General features: G+C 72.4%; 13 protein-coding genes. 10 read left to right on the top strand and 3 right to left on the bottom strand.

Annotation, left to right across the window (positions count from 1 at the left end; translation table 11 throughout):
• Positions 1 to 4: 4 nt before the first annotated feature.
• Positions 5 to 1549, bottom strand: coding sequence for a hypothetical protein (locus AB0C59_RS01550; protein WP_363000083.1), 1545 nt, complete (start codon positions 1547 to 1549; stop codon positions 5 to 7).
• Positions 1549 to 3780, bottom strand: a complete 2232-nt coding sequence (locus AB0C59_RS01545) for a hypothetical protein (protein WP_363000082.1) — start codon at positions 3778 to 3780, stop codon at positions 1549 to 1551. The genes AB0C59_RS01550 and AB0C59_RS01545 overlap by 1 nt, the downstream gene beginning before the upstream one ends.
• A gap of 255 nt (positions 3781 to 4035) precedes the next feature.
• Between AB0C59_RS01545 and AB0C59_RS01540 the strand changes: the two genes are divergently transcribed.
• Positions 4036 to 4488: a nucleoside deaminase gene (locus AB0C59_RS01540; protein ID WP_363000081.1), complete on the top strand. Its 453-nt coding sequence runs from the start codon at positions 4036 to 4038 to the stop codon at positions 4486 to 4488.
• Positions 4489 to 4518: 30 nt separating this feature from the next.
• Here the strand turns inward: AB0C59_RS01540 and AB0C59_RS01535 are convergent, their stop codons facing one another.
• Entirely contained in the window at positions 4519 to 4956 is a 438-nt protein-coding gene (locus tag AB0C59_RS01535) for a PLD nuclease N-terminal domain-containing protein (RefSeq protein WP_363000080.1), read from the bottom strand.
• Positions 4957 to 5056: 100 nt separating this feature from the next.
• Between AB0C59_RS01535 and AB0C59_RS01530 the strand changes: the two genes are divergently transcribed.
• The 9 genes from AB0C59_RS01530 (at position 5057) to AB0C59_RS01490 (ending at position 14259) form a co-directional block, all read left to right on the top strand.
• Positions 5057 to 6514 (top strand): menaquinone biosynthesis decarboxylase, encoded by a 1458-nt coding sequence (locus AB0C59_RS01530; RefSeq protein ID WP_363000079.1) that lies wholly within the window; start codon positions 5057 to 5059, stop codon positions 6512 to 6514.
• The gene (mqnP, locus tag AB0C59_RS01525; RefSeq protein WP_363000078.1) at positions 6511 to 7410 is read left to right on the top strand and encodes a menaquinone biosynthesis prenyltransferase MqnP; all 900 of its coding nucleotides are present in this window, start codon (positions 6511 to 6513) and stop codon (positions 7408 to 7410) included. The genes AB0C59_RS01530 and mqnP overlap by 4 nt, the downstream gene beginning before the upstream one ends.
• 70 nt (positions 7411 to 7480) lie before the next feature.
• The gene (locus AB0C59_RS01520) at positions 7481 to 8173 is read left to right on the top strand and encodes a UbiX family flavin prenyltransferase (RefSeq protein WP_363000077.1); all 693 of its coding nucleotides are present in this window, start codon (positions 7481 to 7483) and stop codon (positions 8171 to 8173) included.
• Between the two features lie 173 nt (positions 8174 to 8346).
• Positions 8347 to 8802 carry an Lrp/AsnC family transcriptional regulator gene (locus AB0C59_RS01515; RefSeq protein WP_363000076.1) on the top strand — a complete coding sequence of 152 codons (456 nt, stop codon included), beginning with the start codon at positions 8347 to 8349 and terminating at the stop codon, positions 8800 to 8802.
• Between the two features lie 78 nt (positions 8803 to 8880).
• Positions 8881 to 10044 carry an aminofutalosine synthase MqnE gene (gene mqnE, locus AB0C59_RS01510; RefSeq protein WP_363000075.1) on the top strand — a complete coding sequence of 388 codons (1164 nt, stop codon included), beginning with the start codon at positions 8881 to 8883 and terminating at the stop codon, positions 10042 to 10044.
• A 129-nt stretch (positions 10045 to 10173) separates the two neighbouring features.
• The gene (locus AB0C59_RS01505; protein ID WP_363000074.1) at positions 10174 to 10698 is read left to right on the top strand and encodes a GNAT family N-acetyltransferase; all 525 of its coding nucleotides are present in this window, start codon (positions 10174 to 10176) and stop codon (positions 10696 to 10698) included.
• A 144-nt stretch (positions 10699 to 10842) separates the two neighbouring features.
• On the top strand, positions 10843 to 11148 hold the full coding sequence (locus AB0C59_RS01500) for a DUF4229 domain-containing protein (RefSeq protein WP_363000073.1): 306 nt from the start codon (positions 10843 to 10845) through the stop codon (positions 11146 to 11148).
• A gap of 297 nt (positions 11149 to 11445) precedes the next feature.
• Positions 11446 to 12039: a YdeI/OmpD-associated family protein gene (locus AB0C59_RS01495; protein ID WP_363000154.1), complete on the top strand. Its 594-nt coding sequence runs from the start codon at positions 11446 to 11448 to the stop codon at positions 12037 to 12039.
• Between the two features lie 258 nt (positions 12040 to 12297).
• Positions 12298 to 14259 (top strand): AMP-binding protein, encoded by a 1962-nt coding sequence (locus tag AB0C59_RS01490; protein WP_363000072.1) that lies wholly within the window; start codon positions 12298 to 12300, stop codon positions 14257 to 14259.
• Positions 14260 to 14441 lie beyond the last annotated feature (182 nt).

Genomic DNA, 14441 nt, shown 5'->3' with positions numbered 1-14441 from the left:
TGAGTCATGACGGGGGCAGGCACTCCTTCGCCGGAGGCTTCCCCTCCGGCCAGGCGATCCGCACGAAGCGCGAGCCGCCCGACGAGGTCAGCTCCACGATCGGTACGGCCTTGTCGTACGGGTTGGCGTGCACGTCGAGGCAGATCCAGCCGCTGGCCCCGTTCACCCGCTGCGAGCCCTTCATCAGCGGCCACTCGTTGACCACGTCCGCCAGTTCGGGCGCCGTACGGCCGCTGGGCGTGGCCTCCCGTACGCCCTGCACCGCCAGCCAGGTGGCGTCGTACGCCGTGATCAGCTGACCGTCGTCCAGCGACACCGGCCCGATCGGCCCGACCGGCTCCTTCGCGCCCTGCGCCACGAGCCGGTCCAGGGCCGCCGCGTCCGCCGCGCTGCCGCCCGTCCGCGCCGGGTCCCTGCGCCACGCGTCCGGATGGGCCAGGGCCGTGTACCGCACGGACAGGGTGGAGTTCAGGGCCGTCCAGTCGAGCTTCCTGTCGCCGATGAGATACGACCCCTCGTCGCCCGTCAGCACCGTCAGCCGGTGGTCCACACAGCCGCGCGCGCCCAACGCGTTGACGAACTGCCGCAGCTGGGTGTGGCGCCCGGCGAACAGGATCGTGTCGGTGGTCTTCGGGGTGTCGCACACGAGCTGGGTGATCTGCCGGAACTGGTTCGCCGTGGTGCCCTCCTGGGTCCGGTCGGCCGGAGGGGTGAACGGCTGCGCCTGGTAGGGCGATCCGGTCGTCAGCTTCTCGAAGGCGCTCTGCAGGGTGCGGGTGTACGGGTCGCCCGGCTTGTCGTACACCAGCAGCGCCCGCCCGGCCGTGACCTGGGCGAAGGAGGCGAGGGCGCGGGCCGAGTCGCTGTTGGTGGGCGCGACCCGCGCGAGCCCGGGGTACGGGTCCTTGCCCCCCTGCCCGTTGGCGAGGGAGTCGGCCGTGATGGACGAGCCGACGACGGGGATGCCGCGGTGGGTCAACTCCTTGACGGCGGCCCGGTTGTTGTCGGTGCTCAGCCCTATTCCGGTGACCGCCCGCAACCGGTCCGGGCCCTTGGCCATCGTCGTCAACCGGTCCACCACGTCCCGCCAGTGCGCCCCGTCCCGACCGGTGTTGGCGAGCACGAGCCGGATCGCGGGCGTCTGCCCGGTGGAGTCGTGGTTGGCGCGGTACTGCGCGAGATAGGCGCCCTGGAGCTCGTGCACCGTGTCGTCGACGCTGTCCGGGTCGGTCTCGGTGAACGGCTCGAACAGCGCGACGGTGACGTAACTCCCGGGCTTGAGCCGGCTGTTCTCCCGGTCCACCGCCCGGGCGGTCGGGGCGAACTGCGGCACCCCGAAGTCGTACGCCGTCGTGGACACCCCCACGCAGTCGTCGCTCCCCTCGGGCCGGGCCACCCCCTCGGCGCACGAGCGGTCCTCCTGGGCGAGCCGGAGCACCGCCAGGACGGCGGCGGCCAGGACCACGGCGGTGAGCAGCAGCGCCACATAGCGGCGGAAGCGGATCTCCCAGACGTCCTCGCGCAGCCACCGCCACCATCGTGCCGCCATCACCGGCCCCCGTTCCTGTCTCTGTCCCCGTCGTCGTCCTCGTCCTCGTCCCGGCGTCCGCCCCCGCCGGGTCCGCTCCCGTCCTCCGTGTCGCGTGGAACGCGCAGCGGCCGGCCGGCCAGCGCGTCCGAGGGCCAGTCCCGGGAGGCCCGCCACAGCAGGGAGGTGCCGCCCGGGCGCAGGTTCGACAGCTGCTCCAGCTCGAAGCGCAGGCGCTCGGCCACCTCCGGGTCGGGCAGCACCAGCGGGTCGGTGAGCTGCCACACCGCGTGCAGCAGGCGCCGTACCCGCAGGTGCAGGGCGGCGTCCACGCCGTCGGGCGGCTGGTGGTCCGCGTCGCGGCGGCCGAGCGCGACGGCGATCCGGCGGTCGTGTCCGCTGGCGTCGTGGCCCTCGTGATCGTGCGCGTGGTAGTACGGCGCGGACGCGATGAAGAGGAGGGACGCCAGCCAGCGGCGGACGCCCGGGACCTCGGCCCCGCCCGACCCGCCCGACCCGCCCGACCCGCCCGACCCGCCCGGGCCGGGCGGGCCGGGCGGTCCGTGGAACGCGTCCCGCAGCTGTGCGACGGCGACGTCGGCTTTCCCGAGGGCCAGTTCGTGGTAGACGCGGTAGCGGGCCGCGGTCGTGGAGTGCTGTTCGGCGTAGTGGTCGACCAGTGCCCGGTGGGTGGCCCGCCACTGGGCGTGGTCGGGGTCGAGGTGGTGCAGCCGCAGCAGGAGCAGCGCCCGCAGGAACGGGTCGCCGACGAACTGCCCGGCCGCCGGCAGCCACCCCTCCTCCGCGAGCCGCTGCTGGAGCCCGAGCACCCCGGCCGCGCCGAAGTCGTCCGGCAACCGGTCCCGGGCCAGGGCCAGCGCCGAGTCCTGGTCGTGGGCGGCGGCCAGCACGGTCAGTTCGTCGAGCCGCCCGCCGGGCACGAGCCGGTCCAGCAGCTCCTGGTAGGCGGGGCGGCCCTCGCGGTCGTCGCGCAGGGCGACGTCGGCGGTGAGCAGGGCGCCGAGGGACGCGGCCCCGCGGGGCAGGTTCTGGCGCGCGGACTCGGCGAGCAGGGTGATGCCGAGCGGGCTGCCGACGGTCAACCGGTGGGTGGCGTGCGGGAGGTCGGGCGGCATCGGCAGGCCCTGGCAGGCGGCGCCGACGAGGTGCAGGGTGTCGTCGGGGGTCAGCGGCGGCAGCGCCACCAGCAGGGCCCGGGAGGACGGGGAGGGCCCCGGCTCCCACCCGCTGTCGCGGGAGACCTCGGCCAACGTGCGGCGGACGGTGTTGCGCAGGGCCGGATGGGTGTGCCCGCGCAGGGCGGACAGGAAGACGACCTGGTCGCGGATGCCCGCCGCGCGGTCGCGCAGCACGTACTCCAGCAGACCGCGTCCGGCGGGCGCCTGCACGTTGTCGATCAGGACCACCGGGCGGCCCAGCCGGTGCGAGCGCTGCATCACCCCCGCGTACGCGTCCTCGACGTCGGCCAGCAGGGCCCGGACGAGATGGCGCTCGGCGTGGGTGCGGGAGTCACCGCCGGCCCGGAAGTGCCCGGACAGGAGGATGAGGCCGAGTTTCGGGTTGCCGCCCGCGTTCGGGTAGTCCCGGTACCAGGTGGCCGCCCTGCGCAGCCGCCGGTGCGTGGGGGAGACGCCCTCGCTGAACGCCTCCAGGGTGGCCTCGATGATCGGTTCGACCACGGGCCCGGTGTGCGACATGGACGCGATGAGCTTGGAGACCACCTTGCTCGCCCAGCGTCCCGCGAAGCCGTCCAGGAAGGAGCGGGAGTCGTTGAGCAGCAGGATCCGCTCCGCCTCCTGCCGGATGCGCGGCACGTCGCGGTCGCTCCAGCCGCCCGCCGCGACCGCCAGCAGCCCCGAGGCCAGCCGGGGGAACCCGATCCGGCGGGCGCCGGTCACCGGCTCGGCGAGCTGTTCGGCGACGGTCGTCAGCGCCTGCGCCACCGGCGACCACGCGTCGGCCGGGCGGTCCGGCGGCGGCCCGCCGAACTGCTTCTCCTCGCCGTCGATCAGCGCCACGGGCGTGTGCTTCTGGTAGGCGTCCCGCACCTCGGCCAGCGTCGCGCTCTTGCCGAGGCCGCGTCCGCCCGTGAACACCACGAACGGCAGATCGCCCTCGTGCTCGTAGGCGGTCGAGCGGATCTGGTGCGGGCGCAGACCGATCAGTCGCGCGGCGAGTCCCGGAGGCTCGGTGTCGAACAGCGGCCCCCGGCCGTGCAGCCCTGCGTGCACCGCATCTCCCCCTGGCGCGGTCCGATCCGATCCGATGTGCTGCTGTGAGGTCTACCAATACCAGGGTAAAAAGGGGGAGTTGCTTCGGACTAGAGCGCGGTATGACCATTTGGGTTACGAACGTTGCGTATCAGCTGTCTACACGCGATCGCTTTGTTGCGACGTCATGCCGTCTTCGACTCTCCGGGTGCCGCGCCGGGTGCCGCGCCGGGTGTCGGCGTTGCCCCGGGGCCGCCGCCGTCGGAGAGTGGGGGCATGGACCGGGCACAGGCACGCGCGTGGCTCGCCACCGCCCTCACCGAGGCCCGCGCGGGCCTCGCCGAGGGCGGCGTCCCCGTCGGCGCCGCGCTCTACGGAGCGGATGGCACCCTGCTCGGCCGCGGCCGCAACCGCCGGGTCCAGGACGACGACCCGTCGACCCACGCGGAGACGTCCGCCTTCCGCGCGGCCGGGCGACAGCGCTCCTACCGCGGCACGACGATGGTGACGACCCTGTCGCCGTGCTGGTACTGCAGCGGCCTGGTACGCCAGTTCGGCATCTCCCGGCTGGTCGTCGGCGAGGCGCGCACCTTCCACGGCGGCCACGACTGGCTCGCGGAGCACGGCGTGGAGGTGCTCCTCCTCGACGACGCGGACTGCCGGACGCTGATGCGCGCCTTCATCCGGGACGCGCCGGAACTGTGGAACGAGGACATCGGCCGCGACTGAGCACCCGCCCCCCTCGGCACCGCCGGCGGGTCAGTCCTTCGGGTCCTCGCCGCGCTCCCGCCGGCGCAGGTCCTCCTCGCGGCGGCGCAGATCGGCCTCCCACTCCTTCAGCAGCGCCTCGTCCTTCGCGTCGCCCTTCTTCCCGCTTGCGCTCCCGTTCCCGCTCCTCAGCGAGTCCAGGAACTCGGGATTGTCGTCCGGCGCGACCCACCGCGCCTCGTCCGCCGCGTGCGCACGGGGACCGCGGGGCCGTGCGGAGGCCGGGGAGCCGTCCGCCGGGGCGGTGCGCGTCTTTCCGGCGACGAGCCAGGCGACGGGGCCGACCAGCACCTCGCCGAAGAGCAGGATGACGATGACCCAGATCACCTTCGGCAGCCCCCGCACCCGCTCCTCGGGCGTGTTCAGGCAGTCGATGAAGGCGTATATCCACAGCCCAAGGACCAGCAGGTAGGGCAGATACCTGAACATGGCGGTGCGATCCCCCAGGAGGCGGTGAGCCGGCGACGGAGCACGGGAAGGACGGCCCCGGTGACGGGGCCAGGGTAGCCCTTGCCCGATACTGGAACGCATGGCTTACGACGATCTTCGGTCCCTGCTCAGGGCGCTGGACCGCGAGGGCGACCTCAAGCGTGTCAAGGTCGAGGTCGACCCGTATCTGGAGGTCGGGGAGATCGTCGACCGGGTGCAGAAGGCCGGTGGCCCCGCGCTGCTCTTCGAGAACGTGCGCGGCTCGGACATGCCGTTGGCGATGAACGTCTTCGGGACCGACCGCCGACTGCTCAAGGCGCTGGGCCTGAAGTCGTACGACGAGATCTCCGGCAAGATCGGCGGACTGCTCAAGCCGGAGCTGCCGCACGGCTTCGTCGGGGTGCGCGAGGCCTTCGGCAAGCTCGGCGCGATGGCGCACGTGCCGCCCAAGAAGGTCAAGGGGGACGGCGCGCCCGTGCAGGAGGTCGTGCTGCGCGGCGACGAGGTCGACCTCGACGCCCTGCCCGCCCTGTTCACCTGGCCGCAGGACGGCGGCTCCTTCTTCAACCTGGGGCTCACGCACACCAAGGACCCCGCCACGGGCGTCCGCAACCTCGGGCTGTACCGGCTCCAGCGCCACGACAAGCGCACCATCGGCATGCACTGGCAGATCCACAAGGACAGCCGCAACCACTACCAGGTGGCGGCCCGGCGCGGCGAACGGCTCCCCGTCGCCATCGCCTTCGGCTGCCCGCCCGCCGTGACCTACGCCTCCACCGCGCCCCTGCCGGGCGACATCGACGAGTACCTCTTCGCCGGGTTCCTCGCGGGCAAGCGGATCGAGATGGTGGACTGCAAGACGGTCCCGCTCCAGGTCCCGGCGCACGCGGAGGTCGTCCTGGAGGGCTGGCTGGAGCCGGGCGAGATGCTCCCGGAGGGCCCGTTCGGCGACCACACGGGCTTCTACACGCCGCAGGAGCCGTTCCCCGCCCTGACGATCGACTGCGTGACCATGCGGCGGCGCCCCCTGCTCCAGTCGATCGTGGTCGGCCGCCCCCCGACGGAGGACGGCCCCCTCGGCCGGGCCACCGAGCGCTTCTTCCTGCCCCTGCTGAAGATCATCGTGCCGGACATCGTGGACTACCACCTCCCCGAGGCGGGCGGCTTCCACAACTGCGCGATCGTGTCGATCGACAAGAAGTACCCCAAGCACGCCCAGAAGGTGATGCACGCGGTCTGGGGCGCGCACATGATGTCCCTGACCAAGCTGATCGTGGTCGTCGACTCCGACTGCGACGTGCACGACCTGCACGAGGTCGCCTGGCGTGCCCTCGGCAACACCGACTACGCCCGTGACCTCACGGTCGTGGAAGGCCCCGTCGACCACCTCGACCATGCCTCGTACCAGCAGTTCTGGGGTGGCAAGGCGGGCATCGACGCGACGAGGAAGTGGCCCGAGGAGGGCTACACGAGGGACGGCGGCTGGCCGGAGATGGTGCTGTCGGACCCGGACACGGCGGCGAAGGTCGACCGCCGCTGGAAGGAATACGGACTGTGACCAGCGCCGCCGCCATCCCCCAGCCCGGACGCACCAAGGCGTTCCTGCGCCTGGTGATGATCGAGCACTCCGTCTTCGCGCTGCCCTTCGCGTACATCGCCGCGCTGACCGCGATGTACGAGGGGGACAGGAGCGTCCACTGGGTGCGACTGCTCCTGGTGACCATCTGCATGGTGGGCCTGCGCACGTTCGCGATGGCGGTCAACCGGATCATCGACCGCGAGATCGACGCCCGCAACCCCCGCACCGCCCACCGCGAGCTGGTCACCGGCGCGATGTCGGTGAAGCACGCCTGGACGGGTGCGCTGATCGCCGTGGCGGTCTTCCTCGGCTCGGCCGCCCTGCTCAACCCGCTCTGCCTGGCGCTCGCGCCCGTCGCCGTGATCCCGATGGTGGTCTACCCCTACGGCAAGCGGTTCACGAACTTCCCGCAGGCCATCCTCGGCCTGGCCCAGGCGATGGGTCCGGTCGGCGGCTGGCTGGCGATCAGCGGCACGTGGTCCTGGGACGCGGTCGTCCTCGGCCTCGCCGTCGGGATCTGGATCGGCGGCTTCGACCTGATCTACGCCTGCCAGGACGTGGAGACCGACCGGGAGATCGGGGTCATGTCGGTCCCGGCACGCTTCGGCATCCCGGCGGCGATCCGGGGCGCCCGGGTGTGCCACGCGCTGACGACGGCCCTGCTCGCCTGGTACGGCGTGGCCACCGGCGCGGGCGTCTTCTTCTGGCTGGGCCTCGCGATCGTGGCGGGAGCCTTCGTCTACGAGCACAGGATCGTGCGCCCGCACGACCTCAGCCGGCTGAACAGGGCGTTCTTCAGCGTCAACGGCTTCATCGGGATCAGCCTCTTCGTGTGCGCGCTGCTGGACCTCGTGGTCCGGGGCCTGACGGTCTGAGCACGGCCGGGTCCGCGATGGCGCCCCCCTTGGCCGAATCCTGTCGGACGGCGCCGGATAGGCTCGTGCCGTGAATGCAGCCACGCCAGGACAGACGCCGCGTACGCCGTGGGTCGTGGGCGTCTCCGGTGCCTCCGGGACCCCGTACGCCGCCGCCGTCCTGCGCGCGCTGCTCGCCGCGGGGGAGAGCGTCGACCTGGTCGTCTCGCGCGCCTCGCGGCTCACGCTGCTCGACGAGACGGGGATCGCGTTCCGGGACGCGCACTGGCGGGACGATCTGCGGGAGTGGCTGGAACGCGGCGCGGACGGCAAGCCGGGCGCGTTCACGGTCGACGTCGACGGCGATCGCGTGCGGCACTGGAGCGCCGGTGACCTGGCCGCCGGACCGTCCTCGGGCTCCTACCCGGCGAAGGGGATGCTGATCGTGCCCGCGTCCACCGCCTGTGTGGCGGGCGTGGCGCTCGGGCTGTCCAAGGACCTGCTCCAGCGGGCCGCGAGCGTCACGCTCAAGGAGCGCCGGCCGCTGGTGGTCGCGGTGCGGGAGACCCCGCTGGGCGGGCAGACCCTGCGGCAGCTGGTGGCGCTGGACGAGGCGGGCGCGGTGGTGCTGCCCGCGTCCCCGGCGTTCTACGCGGGGGCCACGCACATCCAGGACCTGGTGGACTTCGTCGCAGGGCGGGCCCTGGACGCCGTGGGCGTGCCGCACGGGCTGTACCGGCGCTGGCGGGGCGAACTCGGGGGCGGCTCCCGGTCCGACGAGTAGACACCGGGCCGGGCGCGGTCCCCCGGTGTGCGCGAGGCGGGCGGACGCGAGGCGGGCCGCCCCGCACGTCGGGCCATCGATCGTATGAAAGATTCACAGGGGCCATGCCCTGAGTGCCTTGATTTATCTATATAAGCTTGCGGGAACGCTGAACAATGAAAGGCTTCGGATCTATGGATGCCGTTGACAGGCAGCTCATCCAGGCCCTGCGCGAGAACGGCCGGGCCTCCTACGCCGAGCTCGGCCGGCTCGTGGGCCTCTCCGGGCCCAGTGTCACCGACCGTATCAACCGGCTCGAGGCGGCCGGGGTCATCACCGGCTACCGGGCCACGGTGGACGCCGCCTCCCTCGGCCTGGGGGTCACCGCGCTGATCGGCATCTCGCTCTCCGACGCCACCGACCACGAGGACGTGGCCCTTCGGCTGAGGGACCTTCAGGAGATCGAGGACTGCTGGTTCATCGCCGGCGACGACTCGTACATGCTGAAGGTGCGGGCGAGCGACGTGGACGGCCTGGAGAAGATCATCCGCCGGCTGTCCGGCACCAAGGGCGTCTCCCGGACGCGCACCACGATCGTGCTCTCCACGAAGTGGGAGAACAGGGTGGGTGAGCTGCCGGAGGAGGTGTAGGCGCGAAGCGCCGGTGGGGCCCGCCCGGCCGGGGGCGGGGGAGTACGGTGGGGCGAGCTGTCGGAGAAAGGTGTGGGTATGGACGTCGGGCTCAAGCGCGAGCTGGAGGAGAAGGTCCGCTCCGGTGAGCGGCTGACCCGTGAGGACGGCATCGCGCTGTACGAGTCGGACGACCTCGCCTGGCTCGGCGGTCTCGCGCACGAGGTGCGCACCCGCAAGAACGGTGACGTGGTCCACTTCAACGTCAACCGCCACCTCAACATGACCAACGTGTGCACGGCGTCCTGCGCCTACTGCTCCTTCCAGCGCAAGCCGGGCGAGAAGGACGCGTACACGATGCGGATCGAGGAGGCGGTGAAGCTCGCCAAGGCGATGGAGTCGGACAACCTCACCGAACTGCACATCGTCAACGGCCTGCACCCGAACCTTCCGTGGCGCTACTACCCGCGTTCCCTGCGCGAGCTGAAGGCCGCCCTGCCGGACGTCTCGCTGAAGGCGTTCACGGCGACGGAGATCCACCACTTCGAGACCATCTCCGGGCTGTCGGCCTCGGAGATCCTGGACGAGCTGATCGACGCCGGTCTGGAGTCGCTGACCGGAGGTGGCGCGGAGATCTTCGACTGGGAGGTCCGGCAGCACATCGTCGACCACCGCACCCACTGGGAGGACTGGTCGCGGATCCACCGCCTGGCGCACGAGAAGGGTCTGAAGACCCCGTCGACCATGCTCTACGGCCACATCGAGGAGCCCCGCCACCGCGTGGACCACGTGCTGCGGCTGCGTGAACTCCAGGACGAGACCGGCGGCTTCCAGGTCTTCATCCCGCTGCGCTACCAGCACGACTTCGTGGACATGAAGGACGGCAAGGTCCGCAACCGCCTCCAGGCGCGCACCCAGATGGCGACCGGCGCGGAGGCCCTGAAGACCTTCGCGGTGTCCCGTCTGCTGTTCGACAACGTCCCGCACGTCAAGGTCTTCTGGGTCATGCACGGCGTGCAGACCGCCCAGCTCGCGCTGCAGCACGGCGCGGACGACATGGACGGCTCGGTGGTCGAGTACAAGATCACCCACGACGCGGACAACTTCGGCACGCCGAACAAGCTGACCCGCGAGGACCTGCTGGACCTCATCCGCGACGCGGGCTTCCGCCCGGTGGAGCGGAACACGCGCTACGAGATCATCCGCGAGTACGAGGGCCCGGACCCCGCCCGCCGGGACGCGCCGCAGCCGATGCGGGTCTGAGTTCCCGCCCGCCTTCCCCGCCGCGTGGACAGGCCCCGTCGCCCCGTGCGACGGGGCCTGTGCCGTTCCGGGGGTGAGGGGTGTCATAGAGGCTTGAGGGAAGGGTGATGTAATAGGTACTCTCCCGTCATGCCTCTTACGTTCACCCTTGACCCGGCCGTCACCCCCGAGCTCCGCGACGGTGTCCTGGAGTTGTGGGCGGACGTGTCCAACGCCGGTGGCGCCGTGGGGTTCGTGGCACCGGTCACCGTCGAGGAGATACGTCCGGCGCTGGTCAGGCAGCTGGCCGAGATGAGCGAGGGGCGCACCCGGCTGCTGGTCGGGCACGACGAGGACGGACGGGTGGCGGCCACCACGTTCCTCACCCCCAACGCGCACCGCCTCCTCACCCACTGGCTGTGGGCCTACACCGTGATGGTCCATCCACGCCACCAGGGCAAGGGGTACGGCCGCGACCTGATGGCGGCGGCGGCCGACGCCGCACGCGGCCTGGACGGCGTCGACGCGATACGGCTCAGCTGCCGGGGCGGGCTCGGCCTGGAGCGGTTCTACGCGTCCTGCGGCTACAAGGAGGTCGGCCGGGTGCCCGGCGCGATCCGGGTGGCGCCCGGGGACGACCGCGACGAGATCACCATGCTGCTGCCGCTGCTCTGAGCCGCTCGGCGAGCGGCGCCCGCACCCCGCACCCCGGTGCAAGATCGGGCATACGGCGTGCTTCACTGGACGGTGGCCTTTGGGACACCCGCGTTCTCGCCTCTGCTCGGAGGCGGGGCTCCCGGAACGGAAGAGTGGATTGAGATGCTCCGCTACACACTGATGCGCCTCGCCATCCTCGTGGGCTGCCTCGTGGTCGTCTGGGGCCTCGTCTACACGGGCGTCGCCCCGCGCGGCCTCGGCGACTCCAACGGCCTCTGGATCCTGCTGCTCGCCCTCGTGATCTCGGCGCCGATCAGCTTCGTGGTCCTGCGGGGCGAGCGCGACCGGGCGTCCGTGCAGGTCGTCGCGCGGGTCGACCGCATGAAGGCGAACCTCGACGCGAACCGCAGCCAGGAGGACGAGCCGGCGACGGCCGACGCCCCCAAGGCCGGGACCCAGGCGTCGTAACCGACTCCGCTCACCCTCCCGGGTTCCCGCCCCTGTCCGGTGCGCGCCGTCTCAGCCGATGGTGACTGCCGCCAGGGCTGCGGCGGATGGAACACCTCGTCGGCCCACCGGCGCCACCCCGGCGGTGCCGTGCCGGGCTCGCCCCTGATGCCGTGCGCGCCCCGGAAGCGGACCGCGTCCCGCTGCCGCCGTCCAGCCGGGCCAGGCCCGTTCGCGCGCCGCGGAACGCCCAAGGCGCCTGCCGTGGAGGGGTATTCGGGCCCGAGTGCGGCGGTGTGGGGAGCGCGCGAGGTTCGGGTGTGGTTCGCTGCGGGGGTGACCGAGGACCTGGAGAGCGTCGCGTTCGCGTCCGCCGAGGCGTTCGAGGCCTGGCTCGGCGAGCACCACGCCGACTCGCCCGGCATCTGGCTCAAGCTGCGCAAGAAGGGCCCCGGGGTCGTCGCGCTGGACTACGCGCAGGCGCTGGACGTGGCCCTCTGCTACGGCTGGATCGACGGCCGCAAGGCCGCCCTCGACGAGCACTGGTGGCTCCAGCGGTTCACCCCGCGCAGGCCGCGCAGCACATGGTCCAAGGTCAACCGGGACAAGGTGGCCGCGCTGACCGAGCAGGGCCGGATGCGTCCGCCGGGGCAGGCCGAGATCGATCGCGCCAAGGCGGACGGGCGGTGGGACGCGGCCTACGACGGCGTGCGGACCGCCACGGTGCCCGACGACCTGGCGGCCGCCCTGGCCGCCGACCCGGCCGCGGCCGCGTTCTTCGAGACGCTGGACCGGCGCAACCGCTTCGCGATCCTGTACCGGGTCCAGGAAGCCAAGAAGGCCGAGACCCGGGCGCGCCGGATCGAGAAGTACGTCGCGATGCTGGCCAAGGGCGAGAAGCCGCACCCGTAGAGCCCCTGGCCCGGACCGGTCCCGGTCCCCGATCGGGTCCGGTCCGCACGAGGCGCGCGGCGGCGGCGCAGGCTCCACAGCCCCGGCCCCGTACCCTCCCGGAACCCGCACAGGCTCGCCACGCGCGAGCCGTACGATCGCGGCCTGACCGGCGGTAACAGCGAGCCGCGACCGCCGACCGGTGAACATCCCGGTGCGTACCGCCCGTACCTCATGCAGCAACAGCAGTGCGTGGCTGCCGTCCCCAGGAGCTGCCCCATGCCCATCTCGTACTCGTCGGCGCCCCATCCCGCCGCCCCGGCCGAACCCGAGCCCGAACTCGCCCTCGATCTCGACCGCGACGGCGGGCCCGTGCTCATGGAGCCGAGGACGCGGCGGCTCAACGGCGAGGTGCGGGAGGCGTACGTGCCCCCGCTGGTGCCGCGGGTGACCCACGGCTCGCTCGCCGACCTGCCGTTCGAGAACGCGGACGAGGCGCCGGGCCACCGGGCACTCAGCCGCCGTGACGCGGACGGGCGTTGGACGGACGTGACGGCCGTGGAGTTCGCCGACCAGGTGCGGGCGCTGGCGAAGGGGCTGATCTCCGAGGGCCTGATGCCGGGCGACCGGATCGCGGTGATGGCCCGCACGACGTACGAGTGGACGCTGCTCGACTTCGCGGCCTGGGCGGCCGGCCTGGTGACCGTGCCCGTGTACCCCACCTCCTCGCTGTTCCAGACGCGGTGGATCCTCCAGGACTCCGGTGCGGTGGCCCTGCTCACCGAGACGGCCGACCAGGCCGTGGCTCTCGGCCCCGAACTCGGCCACCTGCCCGGGCTCCGCCACATCTGGGCGATCGACCAGGGGCATGTCGAGCGCCTCGCGGAGCTCGGCGACCGGGTCCCGGACCAGGAGGTGGACGTACGCCGGGGCGTCCTCGGCCCGGACACCCTGGCCACCCTCATCTACACCTCCGGCACCACGGGCCGCCCCAAGGGCTGCGCGCTGACCCACGGCAACTTCCTGGCGGAGGTGGACAACGCCACCGAACTGCTCGACCCGGTGTTCAAGGGGAGAGGCGGCGACGAGCCGTCCACGCTGCTGTTCCTGCCCCTGTCGCACGTCTTCGGCCGCATGGTGGCCGTCGCCTGCGTCCGCGCGCGGGTACGGCTCGGGCACGCGCCGAGCCTGACGGGCGAGGACCTGCTGGCCGACCTGGCGAGCTTCAGGCCCACCTTCCTGCTGGCCATCCCGTACATGCTGGAGAAGATCTACAACAACGCGCGCGCCTCGGCCGAACGCGGCGGCAAGGCGGTCCTGTTCGACCGGGCGGCCGGTGTGGCCCGCCGCTACGGCGAGGCGCTGGAGGCCCAGCAGCACGGCACCGGGAACGGGCCGGGCCGCGCCCTGAAGACGGCGCGCGCCTTCTACGACCCGCTGCTCTACCGCCGGATCCGCAACGCCCTGGGCGGCCGGGTCCGCCATGTCATCTGCGGCGGTTCACCCCTCGGTCGCGGCCTCGCGGCCTTCTACGCGGGCACCGGAATCTCCGTCTTCGAGGGCTACGGGCTGACCGAGACCACCGGCGCGGCGACGGTGACACCCCCGCTGCGGCCCCGCCTGGGCACCGTCGGCTGGCCCCTGCCGGGCACGAAGGTGCGTATCGCGGCGGACGGCGAGGTGCTGCTCTCGGGCGCGCAGGTGTTCCGCGGCTACTGGGACCCGCACGCGGGCGGTGTGGTCCCGGCGACCCCCGACGGCTGGTTCCCCACGGGGGACATCGGCCGCCTGGACGACGAGGGCTATCTGACGATCACGGGGCGCAAGAAGGAGATCCTCATCACCGCGGGCGGCAAGAACGTCGCGCCCGCCCCCCTGGAGAACTGGCTGCGCTCCCACCCGCTGATCTCGCAGTGCCTGGTCCTCGGCGACGGCCGCCCCTATGTGAGCGCCCTGATCACCCTGGACCCGGAGGGCGTCGACCACTGGCGCCAGATGAACGGCAAGCATCCGGTTCCGCCGGAACTGCTCATGGGGGACGAGGAGTTGTACGAGGTTCTGCGGCAGGCCGTCCAGGAGGCCAACAAGCTGGTCTCCCGCCCCGAGTCGATCCGCCGCTTCACCGTGCTGCCGGTGGACTTCACCGAGGAGGCCGGACAGGTGACCCCGTCGATGAAACTGCGCCGGGAGGCGATCCTTCGGGACTTCGCCCCGCAGGTGGAGGAGCTGTACGCCCAGTAGGGGGACGGACGGCGGTGCCGCGCGGGGCGGGGCGCCCCGGGGGAAATCACCCGCTTGCCGCGTCCGGTTAGCCCAGCCGGATTCCGCGGGGCGCGGGGCTGCCGGATGCGGGTGCCCGGTGGCGCGATCGGCCACGGCGGGCCCGCGGGTGGCAGCCGGCCGTACCTGGTCCTCCCCGACGG

Origin of the sequence: Streptomyces sp. NPDC048664 (assembly GCF_040650555.1) — a bacterium.
In the GTDB taxonomy this organism is placed as follows: Bacteria; Actinomycetota; Actinomycetes; order Streptomycetales; family Streptomycetaceae; genus Streptomyces.
The sequence above is the reverse complement of the archived record's forward strand: the minus strand, read 5'-3'. Positions and strand labels throughout refer to the sequence as shown.

Coding starts and splice junctions, on each gene's coding strand:
- AB0C59_RS01550 (WP_363000083.1), bottom strand. CDS start 1,549: ATGGCGGCACGATGGTGGCGGTGGCTGCGCGAGGACGTCTGGGAGATC.
- AB0C59_RS01540 (WP_363000081.1), top strand. CDS start 4,036: ATGGACCGGGCACAGGCACGCGCGTGGCTCGCCACCGCCCTCACCGAG.
- AB0C59_RS01535 (WP_363000080.1), bottom strand. CDS start 4,956: ATGTTCAGGTATCTGCCCTACCTGCTGGTCCTTGGGCTGTGGATATAC.
- AB0C59_RS01530 (WP_363000079.1), top strand. CDS start 5,057: ATGGCTTACGACGATCTTCGGTCCCTGCTCAGGGCGCTGGACCGCGAG.
- AB0C59_RS01515 (WP_363000076.1), top strand. CDS start 8,347: ATGGATGCCGTTGACAGGCAGCTCATCCAGGCCCTGCGCGAGAACGGC.
- mqnE (WP_363000075.1), top strand. CDS start 8,881: ATGGACGTCGGGCTCAAGCGCGAGCTGGAGGAGAAGGTCCGCTCCGGT.
- AB0C59_RS01505 (WP_363000074.1), top strand. CDS start 10,174: ATGCCTCTTACGTTCACCCTTGACCCGGCCGTCACCCCCGAGCTCCGC.
- AB0C59_RS01500 (WP_363000073.1), top strand. CDS start 10,843: ATGCTCCGCTACACACTGATGCGCCTCGCCATCCTCGTGGGCTGCCTC.
- AB0C59_RS01490 (WP_363000072.1), top strand. CDS start 12,298: ATGCCCATCTCGTACTCGTCGGCGCCCCATCCCGCCGCCCCGGCCGAA.